The 16,392-nt window shown below is 73.7% G+C and carries 17 protein-coding genes; 9 read left to right on the plus strand and 8 right to left on the minus strand.

Annotated features, from left to right (window positions below; all coding sequences use genetic code 11):
- Window position 1: 1 nt before the first annotated feature.
- Window positions 2-217 carry a hypothetical protein gene (locus tag ACQPXD_RS46380; RefSeq protein ID WP_432829864.1) on the minus strand — a complete coding sequence of 72 codons (216 nt, stop codon included), beginning with the start codon at window positions 215-217 and terminating at the stop codon, window positions 2-4.
- Between the two features lie 79 nt (window positions 218-296).
- On the opposite strand from ACQPXD_RS46380, the gene ACQPXD_RS46385 reads away from it, so the two are divergent.
- The 4 genes from ACQPXD_RS46385 to ACQPXD_RS46400 are packed head-to-tail and all read left to right on the plus strand — an operon-like array spanning window position 297 to window position 2,310.
- The gene (locus ACQPXD_RS46385; protein ID WP_432829866.1) at window positions 297-686 is read left to right on the plus strand and encodes a hemerythrin domain-containing protein; all 390 of its coding nucleotides are present in this window, start codon (window positions 297-299) and stop codon (window positions 684-686) included.
- Window positions 687-708: 22 nt separating this feature from the next.
- Entirely contained in the window at window positions 709-1,308 is a 600-nt protein-coding gene (locus ACQPXD_RS46390) for a nucleotidyltransferase family protein (RefSeq protein WP_432829868.1), read from the plus strand.
- 13 nt (window positions 1,309-1,321) lie between these two features.
- Window positions 1,322-1,567 carry a hypothetical protein gene (locus ACQPXD_RS46395; RefSeq protein ID WP_432829870.1) on the plus strand — a complete coding sequence of 82 codons (246 nt, stop codon included), beginning with the start codon at window positions 1,322-1,324 and terminating at the stop codon, window positions 1,565-1,567.
- Window positions 1,564-2,310, plus strand: coding sequence for a metallophosphoesterase family protein (locus ACQPXD_RS46400; RefSeq protein ID WP_432829872.1), 747 nt, complete (start codon window positions 1,564-1,566; stop codon window positions 2,308-2,310). Before ACQPXD_RS46395 ends, ACQPXD_RS46400 begins: the two co-directional genes overlap by 4 nt.
- A 927-nt stretch (window positions 2,311-3,237) precedes the next feature.
- Here the strand turns inward: ACQPXD_RS46400 and ACQPXD_RS46405 are convergent.
- Window positions 3,238-4,029, minus strand: coding sequence for a SigB/SigF/SigG family RNA polymerase sigma factor (locus ACQPXD_RS46405; RefSeq protein WP_432829874.1), 792 nt, complete (start codon window positions 4,027-4,029; stop codon window positions 3,238-3,240).
- Window positions 4,030-4,203: 174 nt separating this feature from the next.
- The gene (locus tag ACQPXD_RS46410; RefSeq protein WP_432829876.1) at window positions 4,204-5,475 is read right to left on the minus strand and encodes a glycosyltransferase; all 1,272 of its coding nucleotides are present in this window, start codon (window positions 5,473-5,475) and stop codon (window positions 4,204-4,206) included.
- Window positions 5,476-5,593: 118 nt separating this feature from the next.
- Here ACQPXD_RS46410 and ACQPXD_RS46415 point away from each other — a divergent pair, with 118 nt between their 5' ends.
- The gene (locus ACQPXD_RS46415; RefSeq protein ID WP_432829878.1) at window positions 5,594-8,086 is read left to right on the plus strand and encodes a SpoIIE family protein phosphatase; all 2,493 of its coding nucleotides are present in this window, start codon (window positions 5,594-5,596) and stop codon (window positions 8,084-8,086) included.
- Between the two features lie 151 nt (window positions 8,087-8,237).
- Here ACQPXD_RS46415 and ACQPXD_RS46420 read toward each other — a convergent pair whose 3' ends face one another.
- Both ACQPXD_RS46420 and ACQPXD_RS46425 read right to left on the minus strand, forming a co-directional pair.
- A complete protein-coding gene (locus tag ACQPXD_RS46420) occupies window positions 8,238-8,840 on the minus strand; it encodes a hypothetical protein (RefSeq protein ID WP_432829880.1) in 603 nt (200 codons plus the stop codon).
- A 1,408-nt stretch (window positions 8,841-10,248) separates the two neighbouring features.
- The gene (locus tag ACQPXD_RS46425; protein WP_432829882.1) at window positions 10,249-10,533 is read right to left on the minus strand and encodes a hypothetical protein; all 285 of its coding nucleotides are present in this window, start codon (window positions 10,531-10,533) and stop codon (window positions 10,249-10,251) included.
- A 168-nt stretch (window positions 10,534-10,701) separates the two neighbouring features.
- Here ACQPXD_RS46425 and ACQPXD_RS46430 point away from each other — a divergent pair, with 168 nt between their 5' ends.
- Both ACQPXD_RS46430 and ACQPXD_RS46435 read left to right on the plus strand, forming a co-directional pair.
- Window positions 10,702-12,657: an Hsp70 family protein gene (locus tag ACQPXD_RS46430; RefSeq protein WP_432829884.1), complete on the plus strand. Its 1,956-nt coding sequence runs from the start codon at window positions 10,702-10,704 to the stop codon at window positions 12,655-12,657.
- Window positions 12,658-12,781: 124 nt separating this feature from the next.
- Entirely contained in the window at window positions 12,782-13,168 is a 387-nt protein-coding gene (locus tag ACQPXD_RS46435; protein ID WP_432829886.1) for a DUF6401 family natural product biosynthesis protein, read from the plus strand.
- A 6-nt stretch (window positions 13,169-13,174) separates the two neighbouring features.
- On the opposite strand, the gene ACQPXD_RS46440 is transcribed toward ACQPXD_RS46435, so the two are convergent.
- The 3 genes from ACQPXD_RS46440 to ACQPXD_RS46450 are packed head-to-tail and all read right to left on the minus strand — an operon-like array spanning window position 13,175 to window position 14,336.
- Window positions 13,175-13,450, minus strand: a complete 276-nt coding sequence (locus tag ACQPXD_RS46440) for a Smr/MutS family protein (protein ID WP_432829888.1) — start codon at window positions 13,448-13,450, stop codon at window positions 13,175-13,177.
- Window positions 13,447-13,872, minus strand: coding sequence for a rhodanese-like domain-containing protein (locus tag ACQPXD_RS46445; RefSeq protein ID WP_432829890.1), 426 nt, complete (start codon window positions 13,870-13,872; stop codon window positions 13,447-13,449). Before ACQPXD_RS46445 ends, ACQPXD_RS46440 begins: the two co-directional genes overlap by 4 nt.
- Entirely contained in the window at window positions 13,869-14,336 is a 468-nt protein-coding gene (locus ACQPXD_RS46450) for a cysteine dioxygenase (RefSeq protein ID WP_432829892.1), read from the minus strand. Before ACQPXD_RS46450 ends, ACQPXD_RS46445 begins: the two co-directional genes overlap by 4 nt.
- Window positions 14,337-14,612: 276 nt before the next feature.
- Here ACQPXD_RS46450 and ACQPXD_RS46455 point away from each other — a divergent pair, with 276 nt between their 5' ends.
- Window positions 14,613-15,557 (plus strand): ATP-binding cassette domain-containing protein, encoded by a 945-nt coding sequence (locus ACQPXD_RS46455; protein WP_432829894.1) that lies wholly within the window; start codon window positions 14,613-14,615, stop codon window positions 15,555-15,557.
- On the plus strand, window positions 15,554-16,390 hold the full coding sequence (locus ACQPXD_RS46460; RefSeq protein WP_432829896.1) for an ABC transporter permease: 837 nt from the start codon (window positions 15,554-15,556) through the stop codon (window positions 16,388-16,390). The genes ACQPXD_RS46455 and ACQPXD_RS46460 overlap by 4 nt, the downstream gene beginning before the upstream one ends.
- Window positions 16,391-16,392: the final 2 nt, after the last annotated feature.

A 16,392-nucleotide genomic window follows, 5' to 3' on the forward strand; every position in this document is an offset into this window, starting at 1 on the left:
CTCAGGTGATCTCCCGCCAGTTGCCCGGCTGGGCGAGCAGGCCCGAGACGCAGTCCATGGCGGTGTACTCGTCGGAGAACTCGTAGCGGCGGCTGCGCCCCTCCGCGCCGCCCTCCCGGGACTCGACCCACCAGGTGCCGGCGTCCTCGAACAGATATATGTCGCGGCGGGCGAGCCGCCCCCAGGTGCCGTTCCACCAGTGCTTTCTGCGCTCCATGAGGGATCATTCGAACACACGTGCGAGCGATTGGGGAAGGCTTCGGTTAACGCGTGCCCGGTTTGGGTACGCCTGCTCCATGCCGGCGGATCTCATCGACCTCCTCACCGCCGCGCACCGCCGGCTGGAGTCGCTCATCGCCGAGGTCGAGACCGCGCCGACGGAGGAGGCCCGGCGCGCCGCCCTGGACGCGGCCCGGGCCGCCCTGGACCGCCATGCCGGGGCCGAGCGGCGCTTCCTGCACCCGGCGCTGCGGCAGTACCTGCCGGCCGGGCCGGACATCGCGGCGTACCAGGCGGCGGAGCACGCGTCCTTCGCCGCGCTGGCGCCGCCGGCGCTCTTCGACGCGGTGCGGCTGCACCTGCAGGAGGAGGAGACCGAGCTGTTCCCGCGGCTGCGCTCGGCCTGCCCGCCGCCCGAGCTGGCGCGGCTCGGCGCGCTGCTCGAATCGGCGCGTGTGACGGATTGACTGCGCGGGTAAGCCGCTATTCATGGCAGTTTCCGAGGACAGGCAGCCGCTGATCGCCACGCTCAAGAAGGCCGCGTTCCACCTCAAGGACGCGGGCATCCCCTTCTGCCTGGCGGGCAGCTTCGCGGTGTACGCGCGCGGCGGCGAGTCCGTCGACCACGACATCGACTTCCTCATCAAGCAGGAAGACTCCGAGCGGGTGCTCAGCGCGCTGTCCGAGGTCGGCTTCCGCGGCGAGGTGCCGCCGGAGGGCTGGCTGGTGAAGGCCTGGGACGCCACCGAGCAGGGCGACCTGCTCATCGACTTCATCTTCTGCCCGGTACAGCGCCCGGTGACCGACGCGACCCTGCGCGACACCGACGTCATCGCGGTCAACGCCTGCCACATGCCGGTCCTCTCCGCCACCGAGCTGATGATCCACAAGGTCCTCACGTGGTCGGCGCACTACTGCGACTTCGCGCGCGGCCTGCCGGTGGCCCGCTCACTGCGGGAGCAGATCGACTGGCCACGCGTCTACCGGGAAACGGCCCACTCGCCGTACGCCCATGCTTTCCTGTTCCTGATCGACCGGCTCGGCGTCATGTCGCTCGCCGAGGCCAGCGCCCTGTCGGCCGCAGTCTGAGGGGGGACCTGTCATGGCCGTGGACCAGTACTTGGAGGGCGAGCTGCAGCATCTGCTCGCCGAGGACGAGCGCATCGCCGAGCAGGGAATCCGGTTCGTGCGCACCGAGTCGGGCGTCAGCCTGGTCGGCGAGGTGGAGAGCACCGAGCGGCGCGACCTGATCTGCCAGGTCGTCACCGAGGCCTTCCCTGACCTGCCCATACACTGCAACATCGGGCTCACGCGCGTGCACGAGCCCGAGGAGGTGGAGGAGCTGTGAGCCCCTGCGTCCGGGTCGCCGCCGTCGGCGACGTGCACCTCGACCAGGATGTGGTGGGCCGTTACCGCCCGGCACTGGAACACTTGGCGGACAAGGCCGACCTGCTCCTGCTGGCCGGCGACCTGACCCGGCACGGCACGGCCGAGGAGGCACGCTGCGTGGCGCGCGAGTTCGGCGCCCTGCCCGTGCCGGTGGTGGCGATCCTCGGCAACCACGACTATCACGCCGACGCGCAGGAGGAGGTTTCGGCGGTACTCCAGGACGCCGGCCTCACCGTCCTGGAGTGCACCGGCACCGTCCTGGACTGCGCGGGCGTCCGGATCGGCATCGCCGGCACGAAGGGCTTCGGCGGCGGCTTCGCGGGCGCCTGCGCCAGCGAGTTCGGCGAGCCGGAGATGAAGGCCTTCACCCGCCACGGCCGCGAGCTGGCCGCCCGCTTCGGCAGCACTTTGGCGAAACTGGACTGCGACGTGCGGATCTCGCTGACCCACTATTCTCCGGTCCCCGAGACCTTGCTGGGCGAGCCGCTGGAGATCTATCCGTTTCTCGGCTCGTACCACTTGGCCCAGGCCATCGACGCCGCCCCCGACGTGGCCTTGGCGGTCCACGGCCACGCCCACGCCGGCTCGGAGCGCGGCACCACCCCGGGCGGCGTCCCGGTCCGCAACGTGGCCCACCCGGTGATCAAGCAGGCCTACAACGTCTACCAGCTCTCCGTCTCCCCCGCCCTGACCCCCGCCTGACCCGCCATTGCCACACGACCGCGGCGCCAGCGCCCGGTCGGGAGCCCGAGCCGCACGGACCCGGACGCGGAGGGCTGAGCCGCACGGACACGGGACAGCACGGATGCGGCGCGCGGACGCGGAGGCGGCGCGCGGACGCGGAGGCGGCGCGCGGACGCGGAGGCGGCGCGCGGACGCGGCGCGGGTCCCGCTCGGCGGGCGCTGCACGCCGCGGAGCACAGCGCAGCGACCGGAAGTCTCCGTGATCATGCCGCACCCACCGCTGACACCAACGGTTTTTCATGATCGTGGAGCGAACATGTACCCCTGTGTACCAAATGTCTCCACGATCATGGCAAACCCATGGTGCGGCCGCGGCGTCATGCATGATCACGGAGACATCTGTTCGGCCGGCCGCCCGCCCGCCCGCATCGAGGTTCCTGTCCGCAGGCGAGCCTTCCGGCGCTACATCGAAAAGTCGGGCGCTCCGCGCCGCGACTTTTCGGACTTATGCCCTGTCGGGAGAAAAATCCGTTAAGTCGGGGCGCGGAGCGCCCGACTTAACGGAACAGCGGGGGCCGTCGCGGACCGGCACCCGGCCACGCGCCGTAGGCGCCGGGTTCTCGAGCGGCCACCTGCCGGGCAGCGCGGGCTCGGACGCGGGGCGCGGAGCCGTGGAGGGCGGACGCGGAGGCGCGGACACCGGCGGCGCGCGGCGCGCGGGCTAGGACGCGGGGCGCGCGGGGCGCGCGGGCGCGGGGCGCGCGGGCGCGGGCTCGGACGCGGGGCGCGCACGGGCTCGGACGCGGACGCGGACGCGGCGCGCGGAGGCGGCGCAGGCGCGTGGGGCATGGGCGGCGCGCAGGGCGCGGGCGCAGAGGCCCGCGGGGCGCGGACGCGCGGGGCGGGGGCGCGGGGCGGGGGCGCGGGGCGGAGTTGGGAGGGGGGTCAGAGGTGGTCGGTGAGTTCGCCGCGGAGGAAGGTCAAGGCGCGGGCCAGCAAGCGGGACACGTGCATCTGGGAGATGCCCAGGCGCTCCGCGATCTGGGTCTGGGAGAGGTTGCCGAAGAAGCGGAGGGCGATGATCCGCTGCTCGCGGACCGGAAGGCGGGCCAGCAGCGGGCGCAGGGACTCGCGGTCGTCGACGGCCTCCAAGGCGCGGTCGGCGGTGCCGAGCAGGTCGGCCAGTTCGGCGCCTGAGTCTTCGGTGCCGGCGGGGGCGTTGATGGACAAGGCGCGGTACGCGTGGCTGGACTCGAGGCCCTCGATGATCTCCTCCTCGCCGACGTCCAGGCGGGTGGCGAGGTCGGCGATCGTCGGGGAGCGGCCCAGTTCCTGGGCGAGGTCGCCGGAGATCTTGCTGATCTCCAGGCGCAACTCCTGCAGGCGGCGCGGCACGCGCACGTCCCAGCCCTTGTCGCGGAAGTGGCGCTTGAGCTCGCCGACGATCATCGGGATCGCGTAGCTGGTGAACGCGGCGCCGCGGGTCGGGTCGTAGCCGTCCACGGACTTGATCAGGCCCACGCCGGCGACCTGGTTGAGGTCGTCGATCGGCTCGCCGCGGTTGCGGAAGCGGCGGGCCAGATACTCGGCCAGCGGCAGGTACAGCTCGATGATCCGACCGCGGATCCGGGCGCGGTCGGGGCTGCCGGCCGGCAGGTCGGCCAGCAGCGTGAGCAGTGCCTGCGCGGCGGCGTCGGTCTGCTTGGTGGTCGTGCGGGAGTGAGCGGTGGCGGTCATGAGGGGATCCCCCTGCCTGCCCAGGCGTGCAGCATTGGACCGATCGGGCGCCCTGGTCTCGAACGCCTGCCATCCGTAACCTTTTAGCCGATCTATAATCAGCCGTTCGGATGATGCGGTCTGCTCAACGTACCGCTCCAACACACCAAGGGCAAGGTGGGCACCCGAATGGGCCTAAGAGCTGACCTCGCTGAGATCGTCCTCGTCGGACTCCTCCAGGACGGGGGGTTCGGCGTCGGCGCCGGTCACCGAGCGGTACACCCGTTCGAGGTCGCTCGCCGTGCGTTCCCATGTATAGCGGGACCGGACCCGGTCGATCGCGGCGCTGGCGAAGCTCATCCGGCGTACCTCGTCACCGAGCAAACCGCGCAGGGCGGCGGCCAGGGCGGTCGTGTCGCGGGGCGGGACCAGGACCCCGGTGACGTTGTCGATGACGCTCTCCGCGATCCCGCCGACCTCGTAGGCGACCACCGGCACGCCGCAGGCCATCGCCTCCAGCGGGGTGAGGCCGAACGGCTCGTACGCGGGGGCGCAGGCCAGCACGTCGGCGGAGCGGTACCAGGCGGGCAGCTCGTCCTGGGTGACCGCGCCGATGATGCGCAGGCGGTCGGCGACGCCGTGGCGGTCGGCCAGTTGCAGCAGCCGTCGCGCCTCGGGGTCGCGCTCGAGCTCCACGCCGCGCTCGGGGTGGGCCGGGTCCGGGCCGCCGATCAGCACCAGCTCGGCGCCGGGCACCCGGCGCAGCGCCTCGATCAGGTCGGCGAAGCCCTTGCGCGCGACCAGCGAGCCGACGCTGAGGATGCGGCGCAGGCCGCTGCGGCGGTGGTCGGCGGACGGGCCGCCGGGCGTGAAGCGGTCCACGTCCACGCCGGACGGGACGATGACGGTACCGGAGCGGCGGACACCCATCTTGCCCAGCTCGGCGACCTCGTCCTCGCTCTGCGCGACCACCCGGTCGGCGAGCGAGCCCAGGGTGCGCTCCAGCCCCGCCCGCGGGCCGGCGCGGCCGTTGCCGTCGGCGGGCAGGTGGCGGCGCTCGGCGGTGGCCAGGCCGTGGTACGTCACGATGACCGGCCGCCGGTCCTCGGCGGTGGCGGTGAGCGCGGCGAGGCCGGAGAGCCAGTAGTGCGCGTGCAGGACGTCGGGGGCGTCGCCGCCGGCCCAGCGGGCGGCCAGGGCGCGGCCGAAGTCGCCCATCAGCGGCAGCTGCGCGTCGGGGGCGATCGGCCTGATCGGACCGGCGGGCACGTGCTCGACTGTGACGCCGGGCGCGAGCTCCACCGCGTCGGGGCCGCCGGAGCTTTCCCGCCGCACGTACACGACGACCTCGTGCCCGAGCCGCCCCAGTGCCCCGGACAGGGCCGCCACGTGGGTGTGCCGGCCGCTGGTGCCCGGGCCGCCGAGCGCGAGCGGGCTGGCCTGGGCGGAGACCAGGGCGATCCTCAAGACACCGACCTCCACCCAGCAGACTGCGCTTACCTGCCTCCGCCCCTACCCGGGCCGGTAGGTGGTAAACATCAACGGGCGAGCCGTGAGCGGCGCGCACCGACGAGAGAGGCAGGACATGGTCGACAGGGCCCCCGCGGAGGGCGCGAGCGCCGAGCCGGCCGAGGCGCTCGCCGCGCTGGTCGCGAAGCTGCGCGCCGAGCTGACCGGGGTGCGCACCGCGATGCGGAACCGCGCCGTCATCGAGCAGGCCAAGGGTGTGCTCGTCGAGCGGCTCGGGATCACCCCCGACCAGGGCTTCGACCATCTCGTGCGGCTCTCCCAGCGCACCAACATCAAGCTGATCGAGGTCGCCGCGGCGATCGTGGGCACCACCTCGCCGGACCCGAACGCGCCCGATGTGGTGAACCTCATCGACGACGAGCTGCGCCAGCACGTGGCGCGCAGCCGGGCCGTGGTTCAAAAACCCGAAAAGCCCGATGTGGTACCGCCCAGTGCCCGCAAACGGGCCAGCCGCCCGCCCGAGGTGGAGGCGCTGCAGTCGCAGCACCAGCTGCTCGGCGCCCGGATCGCGGCCTCCCGCGGCTACGACGAGATCTGCGAGGTGCTCGGCACCGCGCCGACCGCCTGGCCGGCCCCGACCTCGGCGCTGCTGACCCGGCTCGACGCCGACGGCGCGCAGCGCGTGGTCGGCGCCTACGGGGTGCCCGGCGAGGTGCGCAGCCGCTGGTCCCGCATCCCCCCGGACCCGGGCCTGCCGCTGGTGGTGGCGGTCCAGGACGTGGAGACCCTGTGGCTGTCCACCGGCGATGAGCTCGCCCGGCGGTTTCCCGTCATGGGTCAGGTACCGTTCGCCGGCGAGACCCTGCTCGCCTCGCCGCTGATCTCGGGCGAGCGGGTCATCGGCGGCATCCTGCTGACCTGGGCCGACGGGCTGCCCGACGGCGAGGAGCTGCGCCGCTACGTCACCGCCCTGCTGGAGCCGGTGGCCCGGCAGGTCGACGCGCTCATCGGCGACGAGATCGCCAGCGCCTGGTTCGACGTGCCCGGCGAGGAGACCGGCCAGGCGGCGCCGGCCCAGGTGTGGCTGCCGACCGTCGTGGACGCGCTGCACACCCCCGGCGCGCTGCTCTCCCCCGTGTACGACGACGGGCAGCTGGTCGACTTCCGGGTGGAGTACGCCAACGGCCTGGCCCGGCAGATCTTCTCGATCGCCCGGGTGGACCCGGACGAGGCGACGCTGCTGGCCGCGTACCCGGCGCTGGGCAGTGCCACGCTGCTGCCCGAGTTCGCCCGGGTACTGCAGGACGGCCAGCCCCGCCGGCTCGAGGGCCTGCGCGCCGACCCGCGCACCGACGGCGTGCCCACCCCGCAGGCCCTCACCGTGCACGCGGTGCGGCTGTGGGACCGGGTCTTCGCCGTCTGGCGGGTCGCCACCGAGGCCGATCTGCTGTACGACCAGCTGCTGCAGGCCGAGCGCATCGCCGGCATCGGCTCGTTCTGCTGGGAGCTGCGCGACCCGGAGCCGCGCTGCTCGCCCGAGCTGGTCCGGCTCTTCACCGCCGGCCAGGCCGCCCGCGGCCGCGACGCGGGCCGGATCCCGGTCGAGGAACTGCCCGCCAGCGTCCACCCCGACGACCTGCTCGCCGTGCAGGACGCCGTGCGCCGCACCATCGTCGAGGGCAAGCAGCTGCTCGCCGAGGTCCGCGGCGCCGGCCGGGTCAACGGCCGCCGGCTCCGGCTGACCGCCGAGCCCATCTTCGACGAGACCGGCAAGGTCACCGCCATCCGCGGTACCGTCCAGGACGTCACCGAGGAGCGCGCGGTCGAGGCCCGCCTGCGCCGCGCCGAGGAGGCCCTGGCCGCCCAGCGCCACCGCCTGGCCGACGAGCGCCGCGCCGCGGAGGCCCTGCAGCAGGCGCTCCTGCCCACCGACCCGGAGCTGGGCCACCTGGAGGGCGTCGAGATCTGCGGCCGCTGCCGCTCCCCCGAGCGCGTCGGCACGGTCGACGGCGACTGGTACGACGCCACCCCCATCCCCGGCGGCGGGACCATCCTGGTGCTGGGCGACGTCGACGACCGCGGCCTGTCCTCGATGACGACCGCGGCCCGCCTGCGGTATGCGGTGCGCGCGTACTCCACCCTGGACCTGCCTCCCGGCGACATCCTGACCGCGGTGAACGCGATGCTCTGCGCGATGGAGGTCGAGCACACCGCGTGCCTGGTCGTGGCCCGCTACTCCCCCGCGACCCGCGAGCTGCGCTGGGCCGCCGCCGGGCAGGTGGCCCCGATCCGCTACAACGCCGACGGCCAGGGCCAGGTCCTGTCCGGCCCGCTGGGCCTGCCGCTGGGCGAGGTCACCGAGATGCGGTACACCGACGCCACCCTCACCCTGGCCCCCGGCGACCGCGTCCTGTTCTACACCGGCGGCCAGTACACCGGCTCCCGCCCCCGCGGCGACCGCCGCCGCAGCGGCGGCCTGGACCTGGTCCGCCGCGCCGCCGAGCACATCGACCTGACCGACTTCGACGCTGTCGTGACCCACCTGACCACCAGCCTGAACGTCCCCGACGACGAGGACGTCTGCGCCATGCTCGTCCACCTGCCCTGACGCCCCGCACCGGCCGGGTCCGCAGGCCGCTCACGTGCGCAGGCCGCTCACGTGCGCGAGCCACTCAGGCGCGCGAGCCACTCAGGGGGTGCGAGCCACTCAGGCGCGCGAGCCACTCAGGCGCGCGAGCCACTCAGGGGGTGCGAGCCGGTCAGAGGGTGCGGGTGTCCCAGTCCCAGGGCACCCCGAGCCCGTCGAAGCGCCCGAGCGCGTCGCGGTGGCGACCGGCGATCACGATCCGATCCGGCCCGAGGTGGGCGAGCAGGTCGTCGTCGCCGAAGTACCGGGTGCCGGGGTCCGGCCACTGCCAGAGCCCGTCGTCGAGCTCCCGGAGCCGCACCTTGACCCCCCGCAGCTGACCGGCCGGCGGGTTCATGAACACGAGCCCGTGCAGCGGCGCGTACGTGGCCTCGTACACAGCGGCGTACACCAGGAAACGCGACAACGTCAGCCCGGTCGGCAGCTCACCGTTCTCGACGACCTCCGGGTCCGCCTCCCCGGCCCGAAACCCGTACCAGTCGTCGGCACCTTCCCAGAACCGGACCAGGCCACCGTCCCGCCCGGGGTCGAGCGGCAGCATGACATGATCGCGGCTGAGCGGGTACGAATACCGCGCCGCGATGCGGTGCCACTCCACCAGCGCCGCGGGAACACCCGGCACCTCAACCTCGACGGCGGCCCGGTCCGGCGCCCCGTACCAGCGGTACACGAACCGCCCGAGACTATCCGGCGCCACAACGTCCAACTCGTACACGCGCTCATCATGCCGCACCCCTGTCGACCATTACGAATATCGATGAAATCGCGTATTGTCCGCCATTGCCGGATGAGTCGGATGCGCCAAACGGGGCCGCAGGCGGCCCGGTCCTCGGCGGGGGCCCGACCGCCGGGGACCGGGCCCTGACACCACACGGATGCCCCCCGCGGCCCGGCACACGCAATGCCGACCCGCGCGGCCCACACGGCCCAACGTCCACGGCGAGCACGATCCGCGACCACGTCCCACAGTGCGGACGCCGCACCCGCGGAGCACGGCGCAGCGACCATAAGTCTCCGTGATCATGCGCACCCGCCAGCGACACCAACGGTTTTTCATGATCACGGAGTGTTGATGTACACCCGTGTACCAAATGTCTCCAGGATCATGAAAAACCCGCGGTGCGGCGAGGACGGACATCATGATCACGGAGACATTCGTCCGCCCCGCACCGGCGGGCAGGTCGGATAGTTCGCCCGTTGGGCGATATATCCGGAAAATTCGCCCTGTCGCGCCGCCCCCCGGGTCGGCGCCGATGACTGTCGTTCCCCACCGACGACCATCGACGCCCAGCTGCGGTGGCTACCCGCCCCGCCCGCCGGGGCAACCCTCGGGCCGTGGCGCATGCCGGCGGACGGCACGCGGGCCGCGCCTCATGAAGCGGACCAGACGCGGGCTCGGCGCCACCGCGGAGCGCGGACGGCAGCGAGAGACGCTTCATGGAGGCCAACGGGCCGCGAGCTCAGCGCTGCCACGAGCTCAGCCCTGCCGCGAACTCGGCCCGCCCCACGCTCGGCCCGCCGCGAACTCAGCGCCGCCCCAAGCCCGGCCCCGCCGCGAACTCGGCCCCGCTGCGGGCGGGCAGCGGGCAGCGGGGCACGGGAGGAGGCTACGGGGCGCGGGGGCTGCGGAGGAGGCGGAGCAGGCGGGCACGGGGCGCGGGGGCGCGGCGCGGGGCGCGGCGGCGCGGCGCGGGACGCGGCGCGGGGCGCGGGCGCGGGCGCGGGGCGCGGGCGCGGGCGCGGGGCGCGGGGCGCGGGCGCGGGCGCGGGCGCGGGCGCGGGGCGCGGGCGCGGGGCGCGGGCGCGGGCGCGGGGCGCGGGCGCGGGCGCGGGCGCGGGGCGCGGGGCGCGGGCGCGGGGCGCGGGCGCGGGGCGCGGGCGCGGGGCGCGGGCGCGGGCGCGGGGCGCGGGCGCGGGCGCGGGCGCGGGGCGCGGGCGCGGGGCGCGGGCGCGGGGCGCGGGCGCGGGCGCGGGCGCGGGGCGCGGGCGCGGGCGCGGGGCGCGGGCGCGGGGCGCGGGCGCGGGCGCGGGCGCGGGGCGCGGGCGCGGGGCGCGGGCGCGGGCGCGGGGCGCGGGGCGCGGGGCGCGGGCGCGGGGCGCGGGGCGCCGGGCGCGGGCGGAGGTTACGGGGCTCGGGGGCTGCGGAGGAGGCCGAGCAGGTGGGCGTGGACGGCGCGGGCGGCGGACTGGGCGGCGCGGATTGCGGCCACGTCGGCCGGGTCGTGGGGGAAGAAGGTCAGGCGGCCGTCGTCGCGGAGCACGACGGGGACCTCGGTGCGCTCCAGGATGGCGCTCAGGGCTCGTTGCGCGTCCAGTGCCGCGCGGCCGGCTCGGCGGGCCACCGCGGCTGGGACTCTCCACAGATCGTCGACGGTGAACGCCGACGGCTTCGCCACATCGACTGTCATGTGTTGAGCCTAAGGAGGCTCTGGGCGGTACCACCACCAAGATTTTTTTCTTGTGGATAACTTTGCAAAGAGGCTGCCGGTCTATCGGATGCGACCGCACCCGTCAAGGGCGGAAAGCGGACCCATTGAGCCGATCGCTGGGCCGTGAGCTGTCCGTATATTGGCGCTGTGGATGCGCGAGAGTACCGGCTCGGGGTCGACTTCGGTACCTCGAACACCGTGGCGATGCTGGCCTGGCCCGACGGACACGTCCGGCCGCTGCTCTTCGACGGCTCGCCGACGCTGCCCTCGGCGGTGTACGCCGACCCGCAGTCGGGGCTGCTCGTCGGGCGCGACGCGATGCACGCGGCGCGGATCAGCCCGGAGCGGTACGAGCCGAATCCCAAGCGGCGCATCGACGAACCCGTGGTCCTGCTCGGTGACCGCGAGGTCGCCACGGTCGACCTCATCGCCTCGGTGCTCGCCCGGGTCGCCGGCGAGGCGCGGCGGGTCACGGGCGGGCTGCTCGGGCCGGTCACCGTCACCTGTCCGGCCGCGTGGGCGCACACCCGCCGCGGGGTCCTGCAGGCGGCCGCCGAGCGCGCCGGTCTCGGCGCCGTGACCCTGGTGCCGGAGCCGGTCGCCGCCGCGCAGGTCTTCCTGACCCTGTCCGGCTCCGAGGCACCGAGCTCGCTGCCCGGTTCTTCCTTCGTGGTGTACGACCTGGGCGCCGGCACCTTCGACGCGTCCGTGGTCCGCCACGGCGGCGGGACGTTCGAGGTGCTCGCGGCGGAGGGGCTGAGCACCAGCGGAGGGCTGGACATCGACGCGGCGATCGTGGGGTACCTCGGCGCGGCGCACGCCGCCGGCAACCCCGACGCCTGGCGCCGGCTCACCCATCCGGGCACCAGCGCCGAACGCCGCGCGCACCGCCTGCTGTGGGACGACGTCCGCGCGTCCAAGGAGATGCTCTCCCGTACCGCCGCCACCATGATCCACCTGCCGGCCCTCGAAACCGACGTGCCGCTCGGCCGCGACCAGTTCGAGCAGCTCGCCCGCCCCATCCTCACCGCCACGGTGACCGCCACCCGCGCCGCGATCGCCGCCTCCGGCGTCGGCGTCGCCGGCATCGACGGCGTGTTCCTGGTCGGCGGCGGCAGCCGGATTCCGCTGGTCGCCACGCTGCTGCACCAGGCCCTCGGCAAGGCCCCGACCGTCGTGGAACAGCCGGAACTGGTGGTGGCGCAGGGAGCCGTCGGGGCTTCGCTGCAGTTCACGCTCCCGCAGTCAACGGGAAGCGCGGCCCCACCGGCCCCAGGGTTCGCGGCCACCACCGCACCCACATACACCTCCGGGGCCTACACCGCCGGCACCTACGCCGGCGGGGGTCAGACCGCCGGCATGGCGCCGCCGAGCTACGGGCCGGCGCCCGTCTCCGGCCCGCCCGGCATGCCGATATCCGCGGTGCCCTCGTCGGGTGGGGGTTCGCCGGCGGCGCCCGTGTCGCCCGCGTTCGCCTCGATGCCCGTGACGGGCTACCCGGCGCCGCCGCCCACCGGCGTTCCACCGACCGGGCCGGCCAATCCCCCGGGTCCGGCCGTCCCGCCCCCGGGCCCCGGTCCCGTGCCCGGTGTCCAGATCGGCGCGGCGGCGATGCCACCTCCGGGTGCCGCGCCCACCACGGCGACCGGCAGCGGCAAGGGACGGCGCGCCGGCCTGCTCGTCGCCGCCATCGTGGTGGTCGTCGCCGTGATTGGCCTGGGCGTATGGGGCGTGACGAAGCTGGGCGGCGGCGGCAGCGGCGACTCGGGCGACGACGGCTCGTCCGTCACCGCCGAGGTCGTGCACGACAGCGTCGACTGGACGACGACCGCCGCGGACTACGACGGCCACGCCGGCACCACGGTCGCCTACGACTGCCCGTCCGACGGCGCGATCGGCACGGTGTGGGGCACCGGCACATACACCACCGACTCCTCGGTCTGCACCGCCGCCGTGCACGACGGCCGGATCACCCTCAAGGACGGCGGCCGCGTCATCATCAAGATCATGGAGGGGCAGGACTCCTACGAGGGCTCGACCCAGCACGACATCGTGACCACCGGGTACGACGCCTACCCCTGGGCATTCCAGATCGTCGGCTGACCGCACCGCCATCGGCCCGCCGCGCAGCGTGATGTACCCCGAACGGAGTGCTCCGGGTCATGAACGGGTGCCGGTCGGTTGTTGCCGACCAAATCGGGCCGCGGACTGCCTAGCGTCATCGTCCATGAGCAACGAACTCACCCCCGCCGCGCCCGCCGACGCGCGGTTCGACGCCGGCTACCTGGCGACCGCCGAGCTCGACGCCCGTTTCTACCTCGACCAGGTCATGGCCATGGTCGGCGTCGACGGGCTGGTCGCCGCCCTGGCACAGCCGTTCCTGCTCGCGCAGGTCGACCAGCACGCCGCGGCGGTGCGGGAGAGCCTGGTCGCGGCCGGGAAGGCGATCGACTCGATCTCGCTGGCCGGCTACGCCCGGTCGGTCATCGCCGTGCACCAGCGCCACGGGCGCCCGCTGCCGACCCCGGACAGCGTGGACTGGAAGAACGCGGACTGGACGGTGCTGCGGCTGGTCGCGGTCTGCCACCTGGCGGACGCCGCCGATGCCTTCTAGCGCGGGTCAGCGCCGGCGGCCGGGGGACTCGTTCCAGCGGAAGTGGACGAACAGGCGGCCGAAGTTGTCGGAGTCCTTCTCGACCCGGTGGTAGAGCGCCTTGATCTCGCGCTGGTCGAGGAAGCGCAGCACGCGCTTCTTGAGCGCGCCCGACCCCTTGCCGGGAATGATCTCGACGAGGGTGGCCCGCTTGGCCACCGCCTCGTCGATGATCCCGCGCAGCGCGCGCTCGATGTCGCCGCTGCGGTTGAAGATGTCGTGGAGGTCGAGCTTGAGCTTCACCCTGCCAGCGTAGTCGCGGCCTCCGTCACGGGGTGCCCGGCCGCCTTCCAGGCGTGGAAGCCGCCGGCCAGGTCGGTCGCCCGGTGCAGCCCGAGGTCCTGCAGGGCGGCGGCGGCCAGCGACGAGGTGTACCCCTCCGAGCAGAACACCACGACCGGCAGGTCGAAGCGGTCGGCGATGTCCAGCCGGGCGTCGCTGCGCGGGTCGAAGCGCCACTCCAGCACGTTGCGCTCGATGATCAGCGCGCCCGGGATCTCGCCCTCGGTGGCGCGCTGGGCGGCCGGGCGGATGTCGACCAGCACGGCGCCCTCCGCGGCGGCCAGGCGGGCCTGGTCGGCGTCGAGGCGGGCGAGGCGGGTCCGGGCCTCCGCGAGGATGTCGTCGATGCTGCGGCCGGGGAGCGTGCCGGTGGCCGCGGTCACCAGTCCGCCCCCGCCTTCGTGATCGACTCGACGGTGAGCCGGCCGTCGTGCAGCCGGTACCGGGTCATGGCGGTCAGCGCCGGGCCGTAGGCGTGCACGGTGACCGCCGGGCGGGTGCCGGTGTTGACGACGCGGTGCACGTGGTGGGCGCCGAAGCGGCGGCCCTCCCCCTCGGTGTAGGCGGTGTTGACCAGCTCCCCGGCGCGGACGGTCTGCTCGACGATCTCGCCGGAGTAGACGGTGAAGGCGCCGCCGGAGCCGCCGTGGTCGTGCAGGTCGGTGCCCTGGCCGGGTAGCCAGGTGAGCAGCCAGACCTCGTGGTCGTCGGCCACGGCGAGGCGGCCGTACCAGCGGCGCTGCGGGTCGAAGCGGGGCGCGAACGGCCAGTCGTCGGGTGACGCGGCGTATGCGCGGGCCGTGGACAGCATGTCCGCGGCGCGGGTGACGGTTGTGGCGATGACCATGCCATTTCTCCAGTTTTCGCACGTACTAGATAGGAATTAAAGCAGGCGAGAGGCACTGCTGTGAAGGAATTGCCCGGCGCGCCGCGAGCGAAGGCTCTAGCGGCAACAGCATTGAGTCAGCGGCGCCATGGCACCGATGTTCCCGATCCGGGCGCACGCCCGTCAACTCGCGTCCAGGATGCGGGAATCGGGTGATGACAGGGTGCTGTGCGCGGTTTGACAGCGGCGTGGCGCATGCTGCATGCGCAGGACTGGACATCACAGGGGGAACACGCCATGAGCTTCGCTTTCCAGGCCACCGGCCTGGTCAAGCGCTTCGGCAAGACCATCGCGCTGGACGGGGTGGACCTGGCCGCCGAGCCCGGCACGGTGCTCGGCGTCCTGGGGCCGAACGGCGCCGGCAAGACCACCGCCGTGCGCATCCTGGCCACGCTGCTGCGCCCCGACGCGGGGCAGGCGGTCGTCGGGGGGTACGACGTGGTGCGCCACCCGGCCGCGGTCCGCCGCATCAGCGGGCTGACCGGCCAGTTCGCCTCGGTCGACGAGGACCTGACCGGCACCGAGAACCTGGTGCTCATCGGGCAGCTGCTCGACCTGAAGGCGCGCGACGCCAAGACGCGGGCGGCGCACCTGCTCGCGGAGTTCGACCTGACCGAGGCGGCGAACCGCCCGGCGAAGACCTATTCGGGCGGCATGCGGCGCCGCCTCGACCTGGCCGCGAGCCTGGTCGGCCGGCCCGCCGTGGTCTACCTCGACGAGCCGACCACCGGCCTGGACCCGGCCAAGCGCGAGGACGTGTGGAACATGGTCCGCGCCCAGGTGCAGGAGGGCACGACCGTGCTGCTGACCACGCAGTACCTGGAAGAGGCCGACGCCCTGGCCGACAACATCTCGGTGTTCAACCATGGCAAGGTCATCGCCCACGGCACGCCCGCCCAGCTCAAGCACATCGTCGGCGGGCAGACGATCAGCGTGCGCCCGACCGACCCGGCGCACCTGGACACGGTCGCGACGATCCTGTCCGCCGTGTCGGGCAACCAGCCGGAGTCGCACGGGCGCGGGGTGCTGTCGGTGCCGGTCACCGACGACAGCGCGATGACCGCGGTGGTGCGCCGGCTGGACGAGGCCGGCATCGGGGTGATGGAGCTGTCGCTGCACCTGCCCAGCCTCGACGAGGTGTTCTTCACGCTGACCCGCGAGCGCCAGGAGGTGGCGGCATGACGACCACGCCCACGACGACGCGCACCGCGGCCACGGACGGCGCGCCGTTCATCCCCGCCATTCCGGCCCGGCCGTTAGGCCTGGTCCGGCACAGCCTGGTGATGGCCCGGCGCAGCCTGATCAAGACGATGCGCACGCCGGAGCAGCTGCTCGACGTCACGCTGCAGCCGATCATCTTCATCGTGCTGTTCGTGTACCTGCTCGGCGGTGCCATCGCCGGCTCGCGCCACGACTACATGCAGTTCCTGCTGCCGGCGCTGATGGTGCAGAACGTGCTGTTCGCGTCGGCGCCGACCGGGGTCAGCCTCAACACCGACATCAAGACGGGGGTCTTCGACCGGTTCCGCAGCCTGCCCATCGGGCGGTCGGCGCCGCTGATCGGCGGGGTGCTCGGCGACATGATCCGGTTCGTCGTGTCGATCGTGGTGATGATCGGCTTCGGCTACCTGCTCGGCTTCCGCGTCGAGACCTCGCTGGCCGAGACGGTCGCCGCCTGCCTGCTGGTGATGTTCCTGGCGTTCTGCTTCAGCTGGATGTTCGTGCTGCTCGGCATGGTCGTCCGGGAGCCCGGAGCGGTGCAGGGCCTCGGCTTCGTGATCATGTTCCCGCTGACCTTCGGCACCAATGTGCTCGTGCCGACCGACACCCTGCCCGGCTGGCTGCAGGCGTGGGTGAAGGTCAACCCGGTCGCCGACGCGATGCAGGCCGCCCGCGGCCTGATGGTCGGCCAGGGCGCGGTCGCCGAACCGGTGATCAAGACGCTGATCTGGTCGGTGGTGATCCTGGCGGTGTTCGCGCCGCTCGCGGTGCGCGCCTACCGCCGCAAGACCTGAGC

It is taken from the genome of Dactylosporangium sp. CA-092794 (genome assembly GCF_050948465.1).
Lineage (GTDB): Bacteria > Actinomycetota > Actinomycetes > Mycobacteriales > Micromonosporaceae > Dactylosporangium.